We start from the raw sequence: 15,155 nt of genomic DNA on the forward strand, positions 1-15,155 counted from the left end.
CGGGAGCGGACCCCGGCAGCGGTTACCGTCTGCACGTGTCGGAAGGCCAGGTGGCGCGACAGACGGCGCCCGTGCTCGCGGTGATGGTGTGCCACGACGGCGAAGCGTGGCTGCCCAGCGTCCTGCGAGCCGTCCAGCGCAGCAGTGTTCGTCCCGCTCGTATCGTCGCGGTTGACACCGGCTCTGCTGATCGCACCAAGGAATTGCTGACCGAAGCGGCCGAGTCGTCGATCGCCACCATCGACGCGGTGGTCACCGTCCCTCGGGAGAGTGGATTCGCCGCGGCCATCGCAGCAGGCGTCCGGCTCGCGGACGAGACGTTCGACGACGAAGTGCGCTGGTTGTGGCTACTGCACGACGACAGCGCACCGGAGCCGGACTGCCTGGCCGCACTGCTCAACGCCGCGGAAGCGGCGCCGTCGGCTGCTGTCCTCGGGCCGCTCGGGGTGGACTGGTCCGACCCTCGGCTGGTGGTGGAAGCCGGCCTGTCCACCGACGCGACCGGCCGTCGTCGGCTCGACAGCGGGCTGACGACCTCCGGCACGCCGCTGGAAGGGCCGACGGAGCAGAGCAACGAAGTGCTCGCCGTGCCCAGCGCCGGCGCCCTGGTCGATCGGTCGCTGTGGGACTCCCTCGGCGGCTTCGACGAGTCGTTCGCCCTGCTCGGCGAGGACCTCGACTTCGGGTGGCGGGCCAACGCGGTCGGCCGGACGGTGCTGAGCGTGCCGCAGGCGCGCATCCGTCACGCGCGAGCGTTGCATGCGGGGGAGCGGGACACCGCGGCCCTCGAGTCGACCGACCCGGCGGCGCTGCGCATCGCCGAGCGCCGCGCCGGCGTACGAACCTTCCTGCTCAACTGCTCGCGGTTGTCGTTCCTCGTGGGCGTCCCGCGGCTTGCGGTGCTGTGTTTCCTCCGCGGCCTCGGACTGTTGCTGACCGGCCGGGCAAGCCTGGCGCGGGCCGAGTTCGCGGCCGCGGGCCTGGTGCTTCGCGGGCTGTCGCGGCTCCGCAAAGCTCGTGCCGAGCGGACCGCCGAGTGGCGACGGCTGGGTCCGGACGGAAAGCGCTCGTCGGTGCGCGGGCTCGTGGTCGGCCGCTTCGCGCGCATGCGCCTGGCGATTCGTCGCGGCGTGCTGGCGCTGGTGCGGCGCAACGTGGCGCGCGAGGTAGCGCTGGGTCGCGTGCCGGAGATGACCGCGGTGCGGGCGACCTGGACACCGCCGGAGGAGTTGCGCGCGGCCGCGTTCGGCGGGCGGACTCGCGGCGTCGTGGCCGTCCCGCTGGCGGAACGGGAAGCGCCACCCCCACCACTCGCTACCACCGAGCGCAGCACGGAGGTCGAGGACCGGCCGCGGCCGTCGCCGGGCGCCCATGCCGGCTCCGGCGGGCTGGTCTTCGTCGAAGTCGATCGCAAGCGCATTCTCGCCGCGACGCTGCTCGCTCCCGGGTTGCTGTTGACGGTGGCCACGGTGGCGCTCGCGCTGGCGGTGAACTGGCAGCGGTTGTCGCTCGACCTCACCGGCGGACGATTGCTTCCGGTCGGGTCGCTCGGCGAGATGTGGTCGAGCTACCTGACCGGTTGGCACCCCGTCGGCGGCGGAACATCGGCGCACGCGCCCGCGGCGCTGGCTGTGCTCGGCACGCTCGGCGCGCCGTTCGTGCTGGTCGGCGGGCCCGCTGCGCTCGTGGCGCTGCTGCTGTTGTTCGACATCCCGCTGGCCGCGCTCAGCGCCTATGCCGCGACGCGCAGGCTGCGCGTTCGCCGGTGGGTGCGGGCGCTGTTGGCCGGTGCGTACGCTCTCCTCCCGCCCGCCACGGCGGCTGTAGCGCAGGGCCGGGTGGACGTCGTGGTGGCGCACATCGTGTTGCCGCTGGTGGTAGCCGGGATCGGCGCGGTGCTCAGGCCCGAGGCGATGGCCAAGCTCGATGCGCGGGACGGCAGGCGCTGGCTGTCCACGGCCGGGTCGACCGCCCTCGGTGTGGCGGTGATCGGCGCGTTCAGCCCGCTCACCCACGTGGCGATCGTGGTCGGCCTGCTGGTCGCGTTCGTCGTGACGCCGTCGACGGTTCGCCTGTCGCGGCGGGTCGCCGGACTGGCCGTGGTCGCCCTGCTGCCGGTGGCGCTGCTGCTGCCATGGCCGATCGAGTGGGTGCGCAATCCCGCCCTGCTGCTGCATGGTGTGGGTGCGCGCGTGGGCGAGGTGTCGGTGAGCGATGGCGAGCTGTTCTCGCTGCATCCGGGTGGCGTCGGTGCGGTGCCGCTCGGTGCGATGCTCATCATCGCCGCACTGGTCGGGTTGATCATTCGCCCGCGGGTGAGCGCTGTCGTCGGCGGCGGGATCGTGGTGCTCGGTGGCGCCGCGCTCGCCGCCGTGTTGTTGCTTCCGATGGCGCCGGCGATCGGTGGCGAGGCGCGCACCGGGTGGGCAGGCGCTCCGCTGTTGATCATCGGCTTCGGGTTGTTGTGCGTCCTGGTGTCCGTCACGCAGTACGAAACCGGGGCGCACGTGCGCCGTTCGCCGTTCGGCGTGGCGCACCGGCTGGCGGTCGCGGTGTCGGTCGGTGGACTGGTCGTCTTGGCCGTCGGGGCGGTCGTCGCCGGGCGGGAAGGTCCCCTGCGCCCCGCCGACCAGGTGCAGCCGACCGCGGCGATCGCGGCCGAGTTGCGCAGGAGCGGCACGGCGATCCTCGAGCTGCGCGCCGACGACGATCCGCCGCGCATGGTCGCGGGCAGAACGGCCCGGTTCGGCGATGACGATCTGCGACTGCCTGCCGGCGCGGCCGATCGGCTCGCGGGCTGGCAGCAGGTGCTGCTCGCGCCGCCCGATCCGGAGGCAGTGCGCGCCACGATGGCGTCCGCCGGCGCCGCGGGGGTTCGTTTCGTCGCGCTGCCTGCCGGCGTGCCCGCGGACCGCGTGCTGGCGGCCGCGGGGGAGGTTGCCACCCCGGCACCGGCGCTCGCCGACGGCCGTCAGCTGATTCGGCTTCGCCCGCCGAGCGGACCGGTCACGTTGATCGCGCCCGAGGTCACCAAGCTTGCCGTCAACGGCGAACCGCCGACCGGCGACATCGAGGGCGAGGGGGTCGCGGTGGTGGAGACCAGCCCGCCGGACGTGCGCGTGCGAGTCTCCGACGGACCGGGCGGCCGGTTGCTGGTGCTGGCCGCCACCCACGAGGCGGGTTGGCACGCCACCGTCAACGGCAAGCAGCAGCCGATCGTGCGGGCATGGGGCCACCAGGTCGCCGTCGAAGTGCCGACCAGGGCCGCGGAGGTCGAGGTCACCTACGACAGCACGGTGCGCGAGATCCTGCTGCTCGCACAGATCGGTGCGGTGCTGTTCACCCTGCTCACCGCGATTCCGGCGGGCCGCAAGCGGTCAGCTCACTCCACGTCGTCCGGGTCCACGCCCAGGTAGCCGGCGATCTGCTCGACCAGCACCTCCCGTACCAGCTCGGCCAGCTCCTCCGGATCCTTGGCGCGTGCTTCCAGCGGCCTGCGGTACACGACGATGCGCGCCCGGGTCGGGACGCCGTGCCGGTCCACGCCGACCGGCACCAGCCGTGACAACGGCACCAGGCCGTCCAACAGCAGCCCTTCGTCGTCCGGCTCTCCGCGCACGTCGGGAACCTCGTCCACCGCGACGTCCAGGTTCGCCAGCTTGCTCGACCACCGCGCCTCGATCGGCTCCAGCACCTCGACCACCAGCGCGTCGAACTGTTCCGCGCGGCTGGCCGCCGCGGGCAGCGTGGCAGGCAGCAGCGGCCCACGCAGCCCACGACCGCGCCGGTCCCGTCGGCGAATGCGATTGCTGCCCACGCCCGCAGCCTACGTGCTGTCCGTTCGGGCACCGTCGGGCGTGCAACCGGGTGTCAGTCGCGGCACGAGTGAGGTTCTCTCGGTGCGCCTCCGCACAGTCGTCGGTGTCTCCGGCTACAGTCACCGGCTATGCGAACCGTGCGTGTGTGCTCTCGGTCGGGGTGTGGACTTCCCGCGGTCGCCACGCTGACCTACGCCTACAGCGATTCCACGGCCGTCGTCGGTCCGCTGGCCACGGCCTCCGAGCCGCACTCCTACGATCTGTGCGCCGAGCACGCGATGCGTCTGACCGCTCCGAAGGGGTGGGAGGTCGTCCGGCACGAGGGCGACTTCTCCGACGAACCGTCGAGTGACGAGCTGACCGCGCTGGCCGAGGCCGTCCGCGAGGCGGGCAGGCAAGAGGCCCCGCAGCCCCAGCAGCCGGAGCAGCAGCACCCGGCGAGCGGAGGCGGTCGTCGCGGCCACCTGCGCGTGCTGCCCGACCCGGTCACGTAGGGCTCGATCCCGGTAGGCTCGGCTCCGGAAATCCACTGCTGTTGGCTGAGGAATCGGGGGCCGTGTGACTGACCTGTCGGGCATCGTCAAGGCGTACGACATCAGGGGTGTGGTGGGCGAACAGCTCACCGAGGAGCTGGTACGCGAATTCGGCGCGGCTTTCGCCCGGTTGATGCGGTCAGAAGGCGCGCAGTCGGTGGTGATCGGCCACGACATGCGCGACTCGTCGCCACGATTGGCGGACGCGTTCGCCGATGGTGTCGTCGCGCAGGGCGTCGACGTGGTGTCGATCGGCCTGGCCAGCACCGACCAGTTGTACTTCGCCTCCGGGGCGCTGCAGCTGCCCGGCGCGATGTTCACCGCCAGCCACAACCCGGCCGCCTACAACGGCATCAAGCTCTGCCGCGCGGGTGCCAGCCCGGTGGGGCAGGAGTCCGGGCTCGCCGACATCCGGGAAGCGGTGGAGAACGGCGTCCCGGCTCACGACGGCCCGCCCGGTAGCCGCAGTGAGCGCGACGTGTTGGCCGACTACGCGGTCTACCTGCGTAAATTGGTCGACCTCAGCGGCATCCGCCCGCTACGCGTGGTGGTCGACGCAGGCAACGGCATGGGTGGCCACACCGTGCCGACGGTGTTCGACGGCCTGCCGGTGACCATCGAGCCGTTGTACTTCGAGCTGGACGGCACGTTCCCGAACCACGAGGCGAACCCGCTGGAGCCGGAGAACCTGCGTGACCTGCAGGCCAAGGTGCGCGAGCTGGGCGCGGACGCCGGGCTGGCGTTCGACGGCGACGCGGACCGCTGCTTCGTGGTGGACGAGCGCGGCGAGCCGGTCACCCCGAGCACGGTCACCGCACTGGTCGCGGTGCGTGAGCTGGCCAAGGAGCCCGGCGGCACGATCATCCACAACCTGATCACGTCGAAGGCCGTCCCCGAGCTGGTGCGCGAGCACGGCGGCAAGCCGCTGCGCACCCGGGTGGGCCACTCGTTCATCAAGGCGAAGATGGCCGAGACGAACGCCATCTTCGGTGGCGAGCACTCGGCGCACTACTACTTCCGCGACTTCTGGCGGGCCGACACCGGCATGCTCGCCGCGCTGCACGTGCTGGCCGCGCTCGGTGAGCAGCCGCGGCCGCTGTCCGAACTGGCCGCCGAGTACCAGCGTTACGTCGGGTCCGGCGAGATCAACTCCACCGTGGACGATCAGGTGGCCCGCATGATGGCGGTCAAGGAGGCGTTCGCGCACCGCCCCGGCGTGACGATCGACGAGCTGGACGGTCTGACGGTCGAGCTGCCGGACGGCAGCTGGTTCAATGTCCGTCCGTCGAACACCGAACCGCTGCTGCGGCTCAACGCCGAAGCGGCCGACGAACAAGCCGTGACGGCACTGGCGGACGAGGTTCTGGCGATCATCCGCGGCTGACGGCGGACCCTGGTAGGGAGGAAGCATGACCGTAGAGTTGGACGCGCAGCTGCTGGAAATTCTGGCCTGCCCGTCGGAGGATCATGCTCCGTTGCGTGTGGGAACCCCGGATGATCCGGACGCGGATGCGTTGACCTGCACCGAGTGCGGGCGGCAGTACCCGGTGCGCGACGGGATTCCGGTGCTGCTGCTGGACGAGGCGATCGAGCCGGGGCGGACGACATCGGACGGCGCGAGCGAGCAATGACGACCTTCGACGACACGCTGCTTGACGACCCGGTGCGGCTGGCCGAGGCCGACACCGAGAGCAGGCTGCGGTCGGCCGCCATGTCCGGTGCGCAGGTGCGGGCGTCCGCCGAGATCGCGGCCGAGCTGGACTTGCGGTCGCGGTTGGACGTCGGGCGGCCGCGCGCGCTGGTGCTCGTCGGCAGGCAGGGCATCGGCCGAGCCGCCACCCGGGTGATCGCGAGCATGCTCTCGCCCGGATGCCCGGTGCCGATCGTGACCTGCGATGTCGTGCCGAGCTGGGTGGGCGCGTTGGACGTCGTGTTCGCCTACACGGCCGATCCCGGTGACGAGGAGCTGGCCGCGTCGCTGGACCGCGCGGGACGCTACGGCGCCGCGGTTGTGCTGACCGCGCCACCGGACGGGCCGGTTGCCGCCTCGATCGCCGGCCACGGGCTGGTCATCTCACCCCAACTGAGCGGGGCGATTCCGGAGAGCTTCACGAGCGCGCTGATCACCGGGCTGCTCACGGTGTCCGCACTCGACCTGTTGTCGGTGGACGCCGACCTGGTGGCCGATCAACTCGACGCGGAGGCGGAGCGGAACCATCTCGGCCACGAGTCGTTCGTGAACCCGGCGAAGTCGCTGGCGTTGCGCTGGGTGGACCGGACGCCGCTGCTGTGGGGGCTGGACCCGGTGGCGGGTGCCGTCGCCGGGTACGCGGCGCATGTGCTGGCCGCCGAGGCCGCAGTGGTGGCCGACGCCGCCGAGTACCGGCACGCGGTGACCCGGGTGGCGCTGCACCGGGCCGCGGTCAACGAGCACACGGGGGCGAACATCTTCGCCGATCCGGACGACCCGGATGTGTCGCCGGAGCCCGCGCGGCGGCTGCGACTGCTGTTGCTGGCCATCCGCACGTCAGCAGCGGCAGGCGTGGTGCGGCGGTCAGCGCACGAGGTGTTGCCAGAAGCGGAGGTACTCGACATGGCCGATGAACTGGGTGTGGCGGAACCGGCGCTGGCCGCGGTGTTGGCGCTACGCATGGAGATGGCGGCGTTGTACCTCGGGCTCGCCGCGGGAACCGTCGGCCGTTACCGCCCGGTGCAGGCCTGACATGCGGCTGCTGCGTAACGCGGTGCGTCCGTATGCCTGGGGGTCGCGGACCGCACTGGCCGAGTTCACCGGGAGGCCGTCCCCGTCCGACCATCCTGAGGCCGAGCTGTGGATGGGCGCCCACCCGGGCGATCCGTCCCGGGTGGCCGGTCCGGACGGGGGCGAGCAGAGTCTGCTCGAGCTGATCGATGCCGACCCGGCAGGGCAGCTCGGGCCGCAGGTGGCCCGTCGGTTCTCCGACCGGTTGCCGTTCCTGCTCAAGGTGCTGGCCGCCGAGGAGCCACTGTCGTTGCAGGCCCACCCGTCGGCCGAACAAGCAGCGGAAGGCTATGCGCGGGAGGAGGAGTTGGGGATTCCGCGCAAGGCGGCGCATCGCAACTACCCGGACCCGACGCCCAAGCCCGAGCTGGTCTGCGCGCTGACGGAGTTCCATGCCATGGCCGGCTTCGCACCCGCGGAGCGCACGGTCGAGTTGCTGCGCGCGTTGGACTCGGCGGAACTGGCCAAGAGCGCGGGGTTGCTGGCCGGTCAGCCGGACGCCAACGGTCTGCGTGCACTGTTCACCACGTGGATCACGATGCCGCAGCAGCATCTCGACGAGCTGCTTCCCGCCGTGCTGAAGGCGTGCGCGGAGCACGTGGACGCCGGCGGTGAGTTCACCGAGCATTGCCGGACGGCGCTGGAGCTGGCGGATCGTCATCCGGGCGATGCGGGCGTACTGGCGTCGCTGTTGATGAATCGGCTGACGCTGCAGCCGGGGGAAGCGATCTTCCTGCCCGCGGGCAACCTGCACATGTATCTGCGCGGCATGGCAATCGAACTGCAAGGCAACTCGGACAACGTGTTGCGCGGCGGGTTGACGCCCAAGCACGTCGACGTGCCCGAGCTGCTGCGCGTCCTGGATTTCACCTGTCGCGAGATGCCGGTGAGCACGGGCGAGCCGGATGCGCAGGAGCCCCGGATACGGGTCTACCGCACCCCGGCGCCGGAATTCGAGCTGTCGCGCATCGAGTGGTCGGGCGGTGACACCGACGAGGTCGTGCTGTCCGGCGGCCGTCCGCAGATCGTGTTGTGCAGCGAGGGGTCGATCGTGCTGCGCGGTGAGCGTGAGCTGACCGTCCCGCGTGGCCGCTCGGTGTGGCTGCCCGCCAGCGAGCCACCGGTGGCGGTGCGGCCCGCGGAGTCCGCGGGGGCGCAGGTGTTCCGGGCGACCACCGGGTGATCAGCACTACCTGACCGTGCGTCGATTAAGCTCCCGACGTCTCGCTAGCACGCAAGGGGAGGACGTACGTGGCCGCCGAGGGTAGTACCAAGGCAATCATCGCCGCGCTGCTGGCCAATGCGGGAATCGCGACGGCGAAGTTCATCGGTGCCGCCATCACCGGGTCGTCGTCGATGCTGGCCGAAGGTGTTCACTCGGTAGCGGACACCACGAATCAGGGCTTGCTGCTGCTCGGCCAGCGGACCGCGAAGCGTCGGGCCACTACCCAGCATCCGTTCGGCTTCGGCCGTGACCGGTACTTCTGGTCGTTCATCGTCGCCCTGATGCTGTTCTCCCTCGGGTCGCTGTTCGCGCTGTACGAGGGCGTCGAGAAACTGATCGAGCCGCACGAACTGGAATCCCCGCTGGTTGCGGTGGCCATCCTGGTGGTGGCGATCGTGCTGGAGTCGCTCAGCTTCCGCACCGCTATCAAGGAATCCACCTCGCTCAAGGGCGATGCGACGTGGTGGCAGTTCATCCGGCAGTCGCGTGTGCCGGAGTTGCCCGTGGTGCTGTTGGAGGACGCGGGAGCGCTGATCGGTTTGGCGCTGGCGCTCGGCGGTGTCGGGCTGACCGTGTTGACCGGTGACCCGGTGTGGGACGGGGTCGGCACGATGGGTATTGGCGTGCTGCTCGGCATCATCGCGATCATCCTGGTGATCGAGATGAAGAGCCTGCTGATCGGTGAGGGCTCGCCCGCGGAGGAGCTGGACACGATCGTCCGCGAGCTCGAAGCCGACGAGCAGGTCGAGCGGGTCATTCACATCAAGACGCAGTACATCGGCCCGGAAGAGCTGCTGGTGGCCGCGAAGCTGGCGCTCAAACCGCGCTTGCAGCTGCCCGAGGTGGCGCGGGCGATCGACCAGGCGGAGGCCAGGGTGCGGGCCAAAGTGCCCGCGGCCAGGTTGATCTATCTGGAGCCGGACCTGGATCGCGAGCTGTTGGCGGAAAGCAAGAGCTGAGGTCGCCGCCCCGCTTGGTTGCGGGCGGCCCGGTGCGCCGAGATCCCTACCCGCTCACGGGATCCGCGGCAGGTCGCTCAGCCACGACGACTGCTCGCCGTTCCGCCTGGGCGCGGGGGTCTGCGGTTGCTCCAAGCCCGCGGCGATCGCGACCGCGCGATCCCACTCCGGGTCCACCAGGTAGTCGCTGTGCCGCAGGATTCCGGGCGCCCATCGCCGGTCCACGTCCGGTTGCTGGGCGACCGGGTCGGACAGCCAGTGGTCCCCGCCGATGACCAGTGCCGACGAGACCCCTGGCACGGCGGGCGGCAGCGGGCTGATGCCGCCGTCGGCGGTGTAGCCGATACCGAGCAACTTGCCTCCGACGACCTGGTGGCGCCATGTGGTCACCCCGCCGCCGAACGGATCGGTGCCCCGGCACAGTCCGCGCCACCGCCCCTGTAACCGCCCGAACAACTCGGCCAGCTCACCCGTCGGCAACAGGCCGGGGAAAGCGCGCTGGTAGCCCCACTGCGCCGGAGTGCCCGCGGTGATCAGTCCGAGGCGTTCGACCTGCTCGGGGGTGCAGGTTTCGGTCAGCCGCGCCGCCGCGATCAGGGCGAGCAGGCCACCGTGGCTGTAACCGGCCAGTACCAGCCGGGTGTTCGGCTCAGCCAGGTGTTGCTGGGCGCGGTCGACCAGATCCGGGATGACCTTGAGGGCGTACGACGGCGGAACGATCGGGTGCGCACGGCGCGGCCAGAAGTAGACGAGGTCGGCCAGCGCGCCGAGATGCCGGCTGCGACCCGCTTGCCTGGCGGCGGTGTAGACGACGCGTAGCAGGCCCGCGGCCAGTACACCCAGTGCCAGCACGCCGACGTCGTCGAGCAGGCGCAGTTCGTCGGGCATCTCCCAGCCGCCGATCCGGCGTGCGATCAGCACCGTGGCGACAGCGGCGAGCAGCAACGTCAGCGAGGCCACCAGCCGATGCAGGTGCTTGCGCTCGAGGATCGCGGTCGCCCACGCGTGCGCCGCTTCCCGTTGCTCCTCGTCGTCGGCTTGCAGGAGGCGCACGATGGGCGGGATGCCGCGCCTGCGTCTGCGAATCGGGACGGCGATCAGCCGGAATCCGATCCACAGCAGCGCGGCGATGATCGTGCCCGCGCCCCACAGCATGGTGATGGCCTGGTAGCTCGCGGGCAGGGCCAGCGATGTCGCGTTGAGCAGCTCACGGATGGAGATGGCCAGGCCTGCTCCGAAACCGGCACCGATCAACCCGGCCAGCAGCACGGTCGGCGCCGCGGCCCAGCCGCCCAGCCAGGGGCGTAGCCGACGTGGCAGGTGCTTCCACTCCCGCCGGGCAAGGAGTGCCAGCGGGATCAGGGTCAGCGCGAAGACGAGCCAGACGAGCACCAGCGCGCCGAGGATGCCTTCGGTCATCGAGTCCAGGCCCGCGCGGTCGGCGCCGCGTGGGGCGGCTGTGAGGCCGGCGGCGATGATCAGCGCGAGCGCGACCGCGATGCCCACGGTGCGTGCGGACCGCGGGAGCAACCGGCGAAGTCCCGTTGCGACGTCGTCCAGCGCGGCGACGGCCACGAACACCAGCACCAGCAAACCCAGGGTGACGATCCAGGTCACCTGGGCCCGGGTGTCGGCCTGCGGAATGAATGGTCCGCCGAGGGGCAACAATGCGATGCACAGCAGCGACGTGAGAGTGTGCAAAGTCCGCAGGAGCGCCGCGTTCGGGCCGGGCTGCAGAACGTCGCCTGCCAGTCGCTTGCCCGTTCGAGCCCGCGAGCTCGTGGTTTCGGCCGCAGGCCGTGTGCGGACTCCGGCATGCCGCCAACTGACCACGGACACGCGGTGCATCGCCGCGACGACGAGAACCGGTGGCAGCAGGCCGAGGGCCATCCGCAGCTGCTCGCTGTCCCGCAGCCGGCTCGGCGTCCACCCCAAGCATTCCTCGCTGCCGCCGAGGCATTGCGTGGCGAGCAGGTCGAGGCTGATCACGCCGAGTTGGGTCACCAGCAGCGCGGTGAGCAGAAGTCCGATGACGCGCAGCAACGACTGACAGACGGCCACCAGCGCGCGCCCCGGACGCCCGGCCGGCGCGGGCAGCATGCCGTGTGCGACGTTGGCCAGCGAGAACGGGAACAGCAGTGCCCAGGTGGCCTTCACCGCGCCGCCGGAGGTCATCTTGCCCCACAAGTAGCCTTCCAGCGTGCGGGGCAGCGAGCGGCCCAGAGCCTGCAGGACGGGTCCGGGCGCGGGACGGCGCAACCGGTCGGCCGGGCGCACGAGCTCACCGGCCTCGTCCCCCGCGACGGTGACCGTGGCCACGGAGTCCAGCAGTTGCTCCCCGGTCACGCCGACCAGTCCGGGGACGCGCAGTTCGACGACTCGGGCGTCTTGGCCAGGCAGTGACATTGATGACCAGCGTTTTCTCGGTGTCGGTGGGGTGGCTCGGCCGATGCCTGCGCGGTGCGCGAGCGCCGGCACCACGTTGGTCTTCGACCAGCAGGCTCACGGTAGTGTTCGAAGGACGACCACGCATGGAGGAAACGCCTTATGACCGCAGAAAACCCGCCGTCGGTACCGGTGCAGACGCGCAACGGCATCGAGTTCGCCGTCGCTGATCTGGAACTCGCCGAATTCGGCAGGAAGGAGATCCGGCTCGCCGAACACGAGATGCCGGGTCTGATGGCGTTGCGTGAGGAGTATTCCGAGGTCTATCCGCTGCGTGGTGCGCGGATCTCCGGCTCGCTGCACATGACGGTGCAGACCGCGGTGCTCATCGAGACGCTGGTGTCGTTGGGTGCCGAGGTGCGCTGGGCGTCGTGCAACATCTTCTCCACGCAGGACCATGCCGCGGCCGCGGTCGTCGTCGGGCCGCACGGCACGGTGGAGGAGCCGAAGGGCGTTCCGGTGTTCGCGTGGAAGGGCGAGACCCTTCAGGACTACTGGTGGTGCACCGAGCGGATGCTCACCTGGCCGGACGGCGGGCCGAACATGATCCTGGACGACGGCGGCGACGCCACCTTGCTGGTGCACAAGGGCAAGGAGTTCGAGGACGCCGGGGTCGTGCCGCCGGTCGACGAGGAGAACTCCGAGGAGTGGAACGTCGTCCTGGAGCGGCTGCAGGCCTCGCTGGCGGCCGACCCGAAGAAGTGGACCACGATCGCCGAAGGCATCCGGGGTGTCACCGAGGAGACCACCACGGGTGTGCTGCGGCTGAACCAGATGGCCGCCGCCGGTGAGCTGCTGTTCCCGGCGATCAACGTCAACGACTCGGTGACCAAGTCCAAGTTCGACAACCGCTACGGCATCCGGCACTCGCTGATCGACGGCATCAACCGCGGCACGGACGTGCTGATCGGTGGCAAGGTCGCGGTGGTCTGCGGCTACGGCGACGTCGGCAAGGGCGCCGCGGAATCGCTGCGCGGCCAGGGCGCCCGCGTGATCATCACCGAGATCGACCCGATCTGCGCGTTGCAGGCGGCGATGGACGGCTACGAGGTCAAGCGGCTGGAGTCGGTGCTGGACGTCGCGGACATCGTGATCACCGCGACTGGGAACAGGGACGTGGTCACGGTCGAGCACATGGCCCAGATGAAGGACAAGGCGATCCTGGGCAACATCGGCCACTTCGACAACGAGCTCGACATGGCGGGTCTGGCCCGCTACCCGGGCGTGCAGAAGATCAACATCAAGCCGCAGGTCGACGAGTGGGTGTTCCCCAACGGCAAGTCGATCATCGTGCTGTCCGAGGGCAGGCTGCTCAACCTGGGCAACGCCACCGGCCACCCGAGCTTCGTGATGTCGAACAGCTTCTCCAACCAGGTGATCGCGCAGATCGAGCTGTTCACCAAGCACGAGGAGTACGACAACGAGGTCTACCGGCTGCCGAAGAAGCTGGACGAGAAGGTGGCGCGCATCCACCTGCAGGCGCTGGGCGGCGAGCTGACGAAGTTGACCAAGGAGCAGGCGGAGTACATCGACGTCGACGTCGAGGGCCCGTTCAAGTCGGACCACTACCGGTACTGAGTCTCGGGTTCTCGTGGCGGCAGCCGGCACCCGATGCGGCTGCCGCCGCGGTGTGTCAGGGGGCTTTCGGCGCTGCTCAGGGGGCTGCCCACCTTGGCGTCCCGCCGTCCTGCCCACCTTGGCGCCCCGGCGTCCTGCCCGCCTTGGCGCCCCGGCGTCCTGCCCGCCCTGCGGCCTGTTCGCCCTGGCGGCCAGTGCCTCATCCGGCCTGGCTGCCTCGCGACCGTCGGCTGAGAGTCACGATCGTCCCCGCAGCGTCGTGCCCGCACGCCGACTCGCCTCGAAGCGACGCCGCACGATCACGCCGGCAAGCGACGTCGTAGGCTCGGGGCCGTGGGAAAGCTGCTGGTCATCGAGGGCCTGGACGGCGCAGGCAAGAACACCGTGATGCGTGCGCTGAAGAAACATCTTGAAGGCCTCGGGGCCGGCGTTCACACCGTGGCCTTCCCGCGCTACGGGGTGGACGTGCACGCGGACCTCATCCGGGACGGCCTGCACGGCCGTTTGGGGGATGTGACGGAGTCGGTTTACGGCTTTCAGCTGCTGTTCGCCCTCGATCGCAGGGACGCCGCTGGCGAGTTGCGCGAGGCACTCGAGCGCCACGACGTCGTGCTGGTCGACCGCTATGTCGCATCGAACGCTGCGTACGGCGCCGCTCGGTTGCAGCAAAGCGTCGACGGTGAGTTCGTCGCCTGGGTGCGCGAGCTGGAGATCGAGCGATTCGACCTCCCGGTACCCGATGCGCAGATTCTGCTGCGGGTACCGCCGGATGTTGCTGGGGAACGGGCTCGTGGTCGCGCTGCCGCCGACGCGGCGCGTGGCCGGGACAGCTACGAATCCGACGGACAGCTTCAGGCCCGAGTGGCCTCCGTCTACGATGATCTTGCGGCTGCGGCCTGGCTGTCGGAGTGGCACGTCGTCGACGGCGAGCACGAGGTCGACGCGCGGAAGTTGGCGATCGACCTGGGTTTCGACTCCGAGATCACCCGAACGGGCCATGAAGAGGCCGTTCGGCGTAAGAGACAGGCCGACACCGCCGGGGCCTGAAGGAACAGATCACACCGAAAGTGCGAACATAGGGTCATGAAGGCACGCGTACTGGTAGTCGATGACGATCCGGCCCTCGCCGAGATGCTCACCATCGTGCTGCGCGGTGAGGGTTTCGACACCGCCGTGGTGGCGGACGGCTCTCGGGCATTGCCCGCGGTACGCGAGCTGAAGCCGGATCTGGTGTTGCTCGACCTGATGCTGCCGGGCATGAACGGCATCGACGTCTGCAAGGCGATCCGCAACGAGTCCGGCGTGCCGATCGTGATGCTGACCGCCAAGAGCGACACCGTGGACGTGGTCCTCGGCCTGGAGTCCGGCGCCGACGACTACGTCGTCAAACCGTTCAAGCCGAAAGAACTGGTCGCGCGTGTGCGGGCACGGTTGCGGAGGCTGGAGTCCGAGCCCGCGGAAACGCTGACCATCGGTGATCTGACCATCGACGTGCCCGGCCACGAGGTCACTCGCGACGGCAAGCAGATCCAGCTCACTCCGCTGGAGTTCGACCTGCTCGTGGCGCTGGCGCGCAAGCCGCGGCAGGTCTTCACCCGCGAGGTGCTGCTGGAGCAGGTGTGGGGCTACCGGCACGCTGCCGACACCCGGCTGGTGAACGTGCACGTCCAGCGGTTGCGGTCCAAGGTGGAGCGCGACCCGGAACACCCCGAGGTCGTGCTGACCGTGCGCGGGGTCGGGTACAAGGCCGGCCCACCGTAACCACACAACGGGCACATCTAGTCTGAAAGCGTGCAGGTGAAAGACGTCGGTCGCCGGTTAGGCCGGGTGGCTCGC

The 15,155-nt window shown here is 70.2% G+C and carries 12 protein-coding genes; 10 read left to right on the forward strand and 2 right to left on the reverse strand.

The genetic code is table 11. The features are described 5' to 3' along the window. Positions 1–35: 35 nt before the first annotated feature. Positions 36–3,416, forward strand: coding sequence for a glycosyltransferase (locus tag YWM_RS22465; protein WP_342664930.1), 3,381 nt, complete (start codon positions 36–38; stop codon positions 3,414–3,416). Here YWM_RS22465 and YWM_RS0106520 read toward each other — a convergent pair. Continuing rightward, positions 3,383–3,817: a metallopeptidase family protein gene (locus tag YWM_RS0106520; protein WP_028850042.1), complete on the reverse strand. Its 435-nt coding sequence runs from the start codon at positions 3,815–3,817 to the stop codon at positions 3,383–3,385. The two genes, YWM_RS22465 and YWM_RS0106520, sit on opposite strands and share 34 nt — an antisense overlap. 129 nt (positions 3,818–3,946) lie before the next feature. Between YWM_RS0106520 and YWM_RS0106525 the strand changes: the two genes are divergently transcribed. The 6 genes from YWM_RS0106525 to YWM_RS0106550 all read left to right on the forward strand — a co-directional run bounded on the left by YWM_RS0106525 (position 3,947) and on the right by YWM_RS0106550 (position 9,296). Then, positions 3,947–4,312, forward strand: coding sequence for a DUF3499 domain-containing protein (locus tag YWM_RS0106525; RefSeq protein ID WP_028850043.1), 366 nt, complete (start codon positions 3,947–3,949; stop codon positions 4,310–4,312). Positions 4,313–4,376: 64 nt separating this feature from the next. Beyond that, complete coding sequence (locus YWM_RS0106530) at positions 4,377–5,735, forward strand: phosphomannomutase/phosphoglucomutase (protein ID WP_028850044.1); 1,359 nt, start codon at positions 4,377–4,379, stop codon at positions 5,733–5,735. A gap of 25 nt (positions 5,736–5,760) precedes the next feature. Next, complete coding sequence (locus YWM_RS0106535; protein ID WP_028850045.1) at positions 5,761–5,982, forward strand: Trm112 family protein; 222 nt, start codon at positions 5,761–5,763, stop codon at positions 5,980–5,982. Beyond that, positions 5,979–7,073: a hypothetical protein gene (locus tag YWM_RS0106540; RefSeq protein ID WP_028850046.1), complete on the forward strand. Its 1,095-nt coding sequence runs from the start codon at positions 5,979–5,981 to the stop codon at positions 7,071–7,073. The genes YWM_RS0106535 and YWM_RS0106540 overlap by 4 nt, the downstream gene beginning before the upstream one ends. A 1-nt stretch (position 7,074) precedes the next feature. Then, complete coding sequence (manA, locus tag YWM_RS0106545) at positions 7,075–8,295, forward strand: mannose-6-phosphate isomerase, class I (RefSeq protein WP_028850047.1); 1,221 nt, start codon at positions 7,075–7,077, stop codon at positions 8,293–8,295. A gap of 68 nt (positions 8,296–8,363) precedes the next feature. Next, positions 8,364–9,296, forward strand: coding sequence for a cation diffusion facilitator family transporter (locus tag YWM_RS0106550; protein WP_028850048.1), 933 nt, complete (start codon positions 8,364–8,366; stop codon positions 9,294–9,296). Between the two features lie 54 nt (positions 9,297–9,350). Here YWM_RS0106550 and YWM_RS0106555 read toward each other — a convergent pair whose 3' ends face one another. Further along, positions 9,351–11,702, reverse strand: coding sequence for a hypothetical protein (locus YWM_RS0106555; RefSeq protein ID WP_052344620.1), 2,352 nt, complete (start codon positions 11,700–11,702; stop codon positions 9,351–9,353). Between the two features lie 141 nt (positions 11,703–11,843). Here YWM_RS0106555 and ahcY point away from each other — a divergent pair, with 141 nt between their 5' ends. From ahcY to mtrA, 3 genes are all read left to right on the forward strand, one after another. Then, positions 11,844–13,319 carry an adenosylhomocysteinase gene (gene ahcY, locus YWM_RS0106560; RefSeq protein WP_028850050.1) on the forward strand — a complete coding sequence of 492 codons (1,476 nt, stop codon included), beginning with the start codon at positions 11,844–11,846 and terminating at the stop codon, positions 13,317–13,319. Positions 13,320–13,652: 333 nt separating this feature from the next. After that, a complete protein-coding gene (locus tag YWM_RS22470) occupies positions 13,653–14,366 on the forward strand; it encodes a dTMP kinase (RefSeq protein WP_084612214.1) in 714 nt (237 codons plus the stop codon). A gap of 36 nt (positions 14,367–14,402) precedes the next feature. Beyond that, complete coding sequence (gene mtrA, locus YWM_RS0106570; protein ID WP_028850051.1) at positions 14,403–15,080, forward strand: MtrAB system response regulator MtrA; 678 nt, start codon at positions 14,403–14,405, stop codon at positions 15,078–15,080. The last annotated feature ends 75 nt before the right edge of the window (positions 15,081–15,155 follow it).

The sequence above is a fragment of the Thermocrispum municipale DSM 44069 genome, assembly GCF_000427825.1.
In the GTDB taxonomy this organism is placed as follows: Bacteria; Actinomycetota; Actinomycetes; order Mycobacteriales; family Pseudonocardiaceae; genus Thermocrispum; species Thermocrispum municipale.

What these genes read in the sequence shown, in the direction of transcription:
- YWM_RS0106525 (WP_028850043.1), top strand. Translation starts at nt 3,947, where the DNA reads ATGCGAACCGTGCGTGTGTGCTCTCGGTCGGGGTGTGGACTTCCCGCG.
- YWM_RS0106535 (WP_028850045.1), top strand. Translation starts at nt 5,761, where the DNA reads ATGACCGTAGAGTTGGACGCGCAGCTGCTGGAAATTCTGGCCTGCCCG.
- YWM_RS0106540 (WP_028850046.1), top strand. Translation starts at nt 5,979, where the DNA reads ATGACGACCTTCGACGACACGCTGCTTGACGACCCGGTGCGGCTGGCC.
- manA (WP_028850047.1), top strand. Translation starts at nt 7,075, where the DNA reads ATGCGGCTGCTGCGTAACGCGGTGCGTCCGTATGCCTGGGGGTCGCGG.
- YWM_RS0106555 (WP_052344620.1), bottom strand. Translation starts at nt 11,702, where the DNA reads ATGTCACTGCCTGGCCAAGACGCCCGAGTCGTCGAACTGCGCGTCCCC.
- ahcY (WP_028850050.1), top strand. Translation starts at nt 11,844, where the DNA reads ATGACCGCAGAAAACCCGCCGTCGGTACCGGTGCAGACGCGCAACGGC.
- mtrA (WP_028850051.1), top strand. Translation starts at nt 14,403, where the DNA reads ATGAAGGCACGCGTACTGGTAGTCGATGACGATCCGGCCCTCGCCGAG.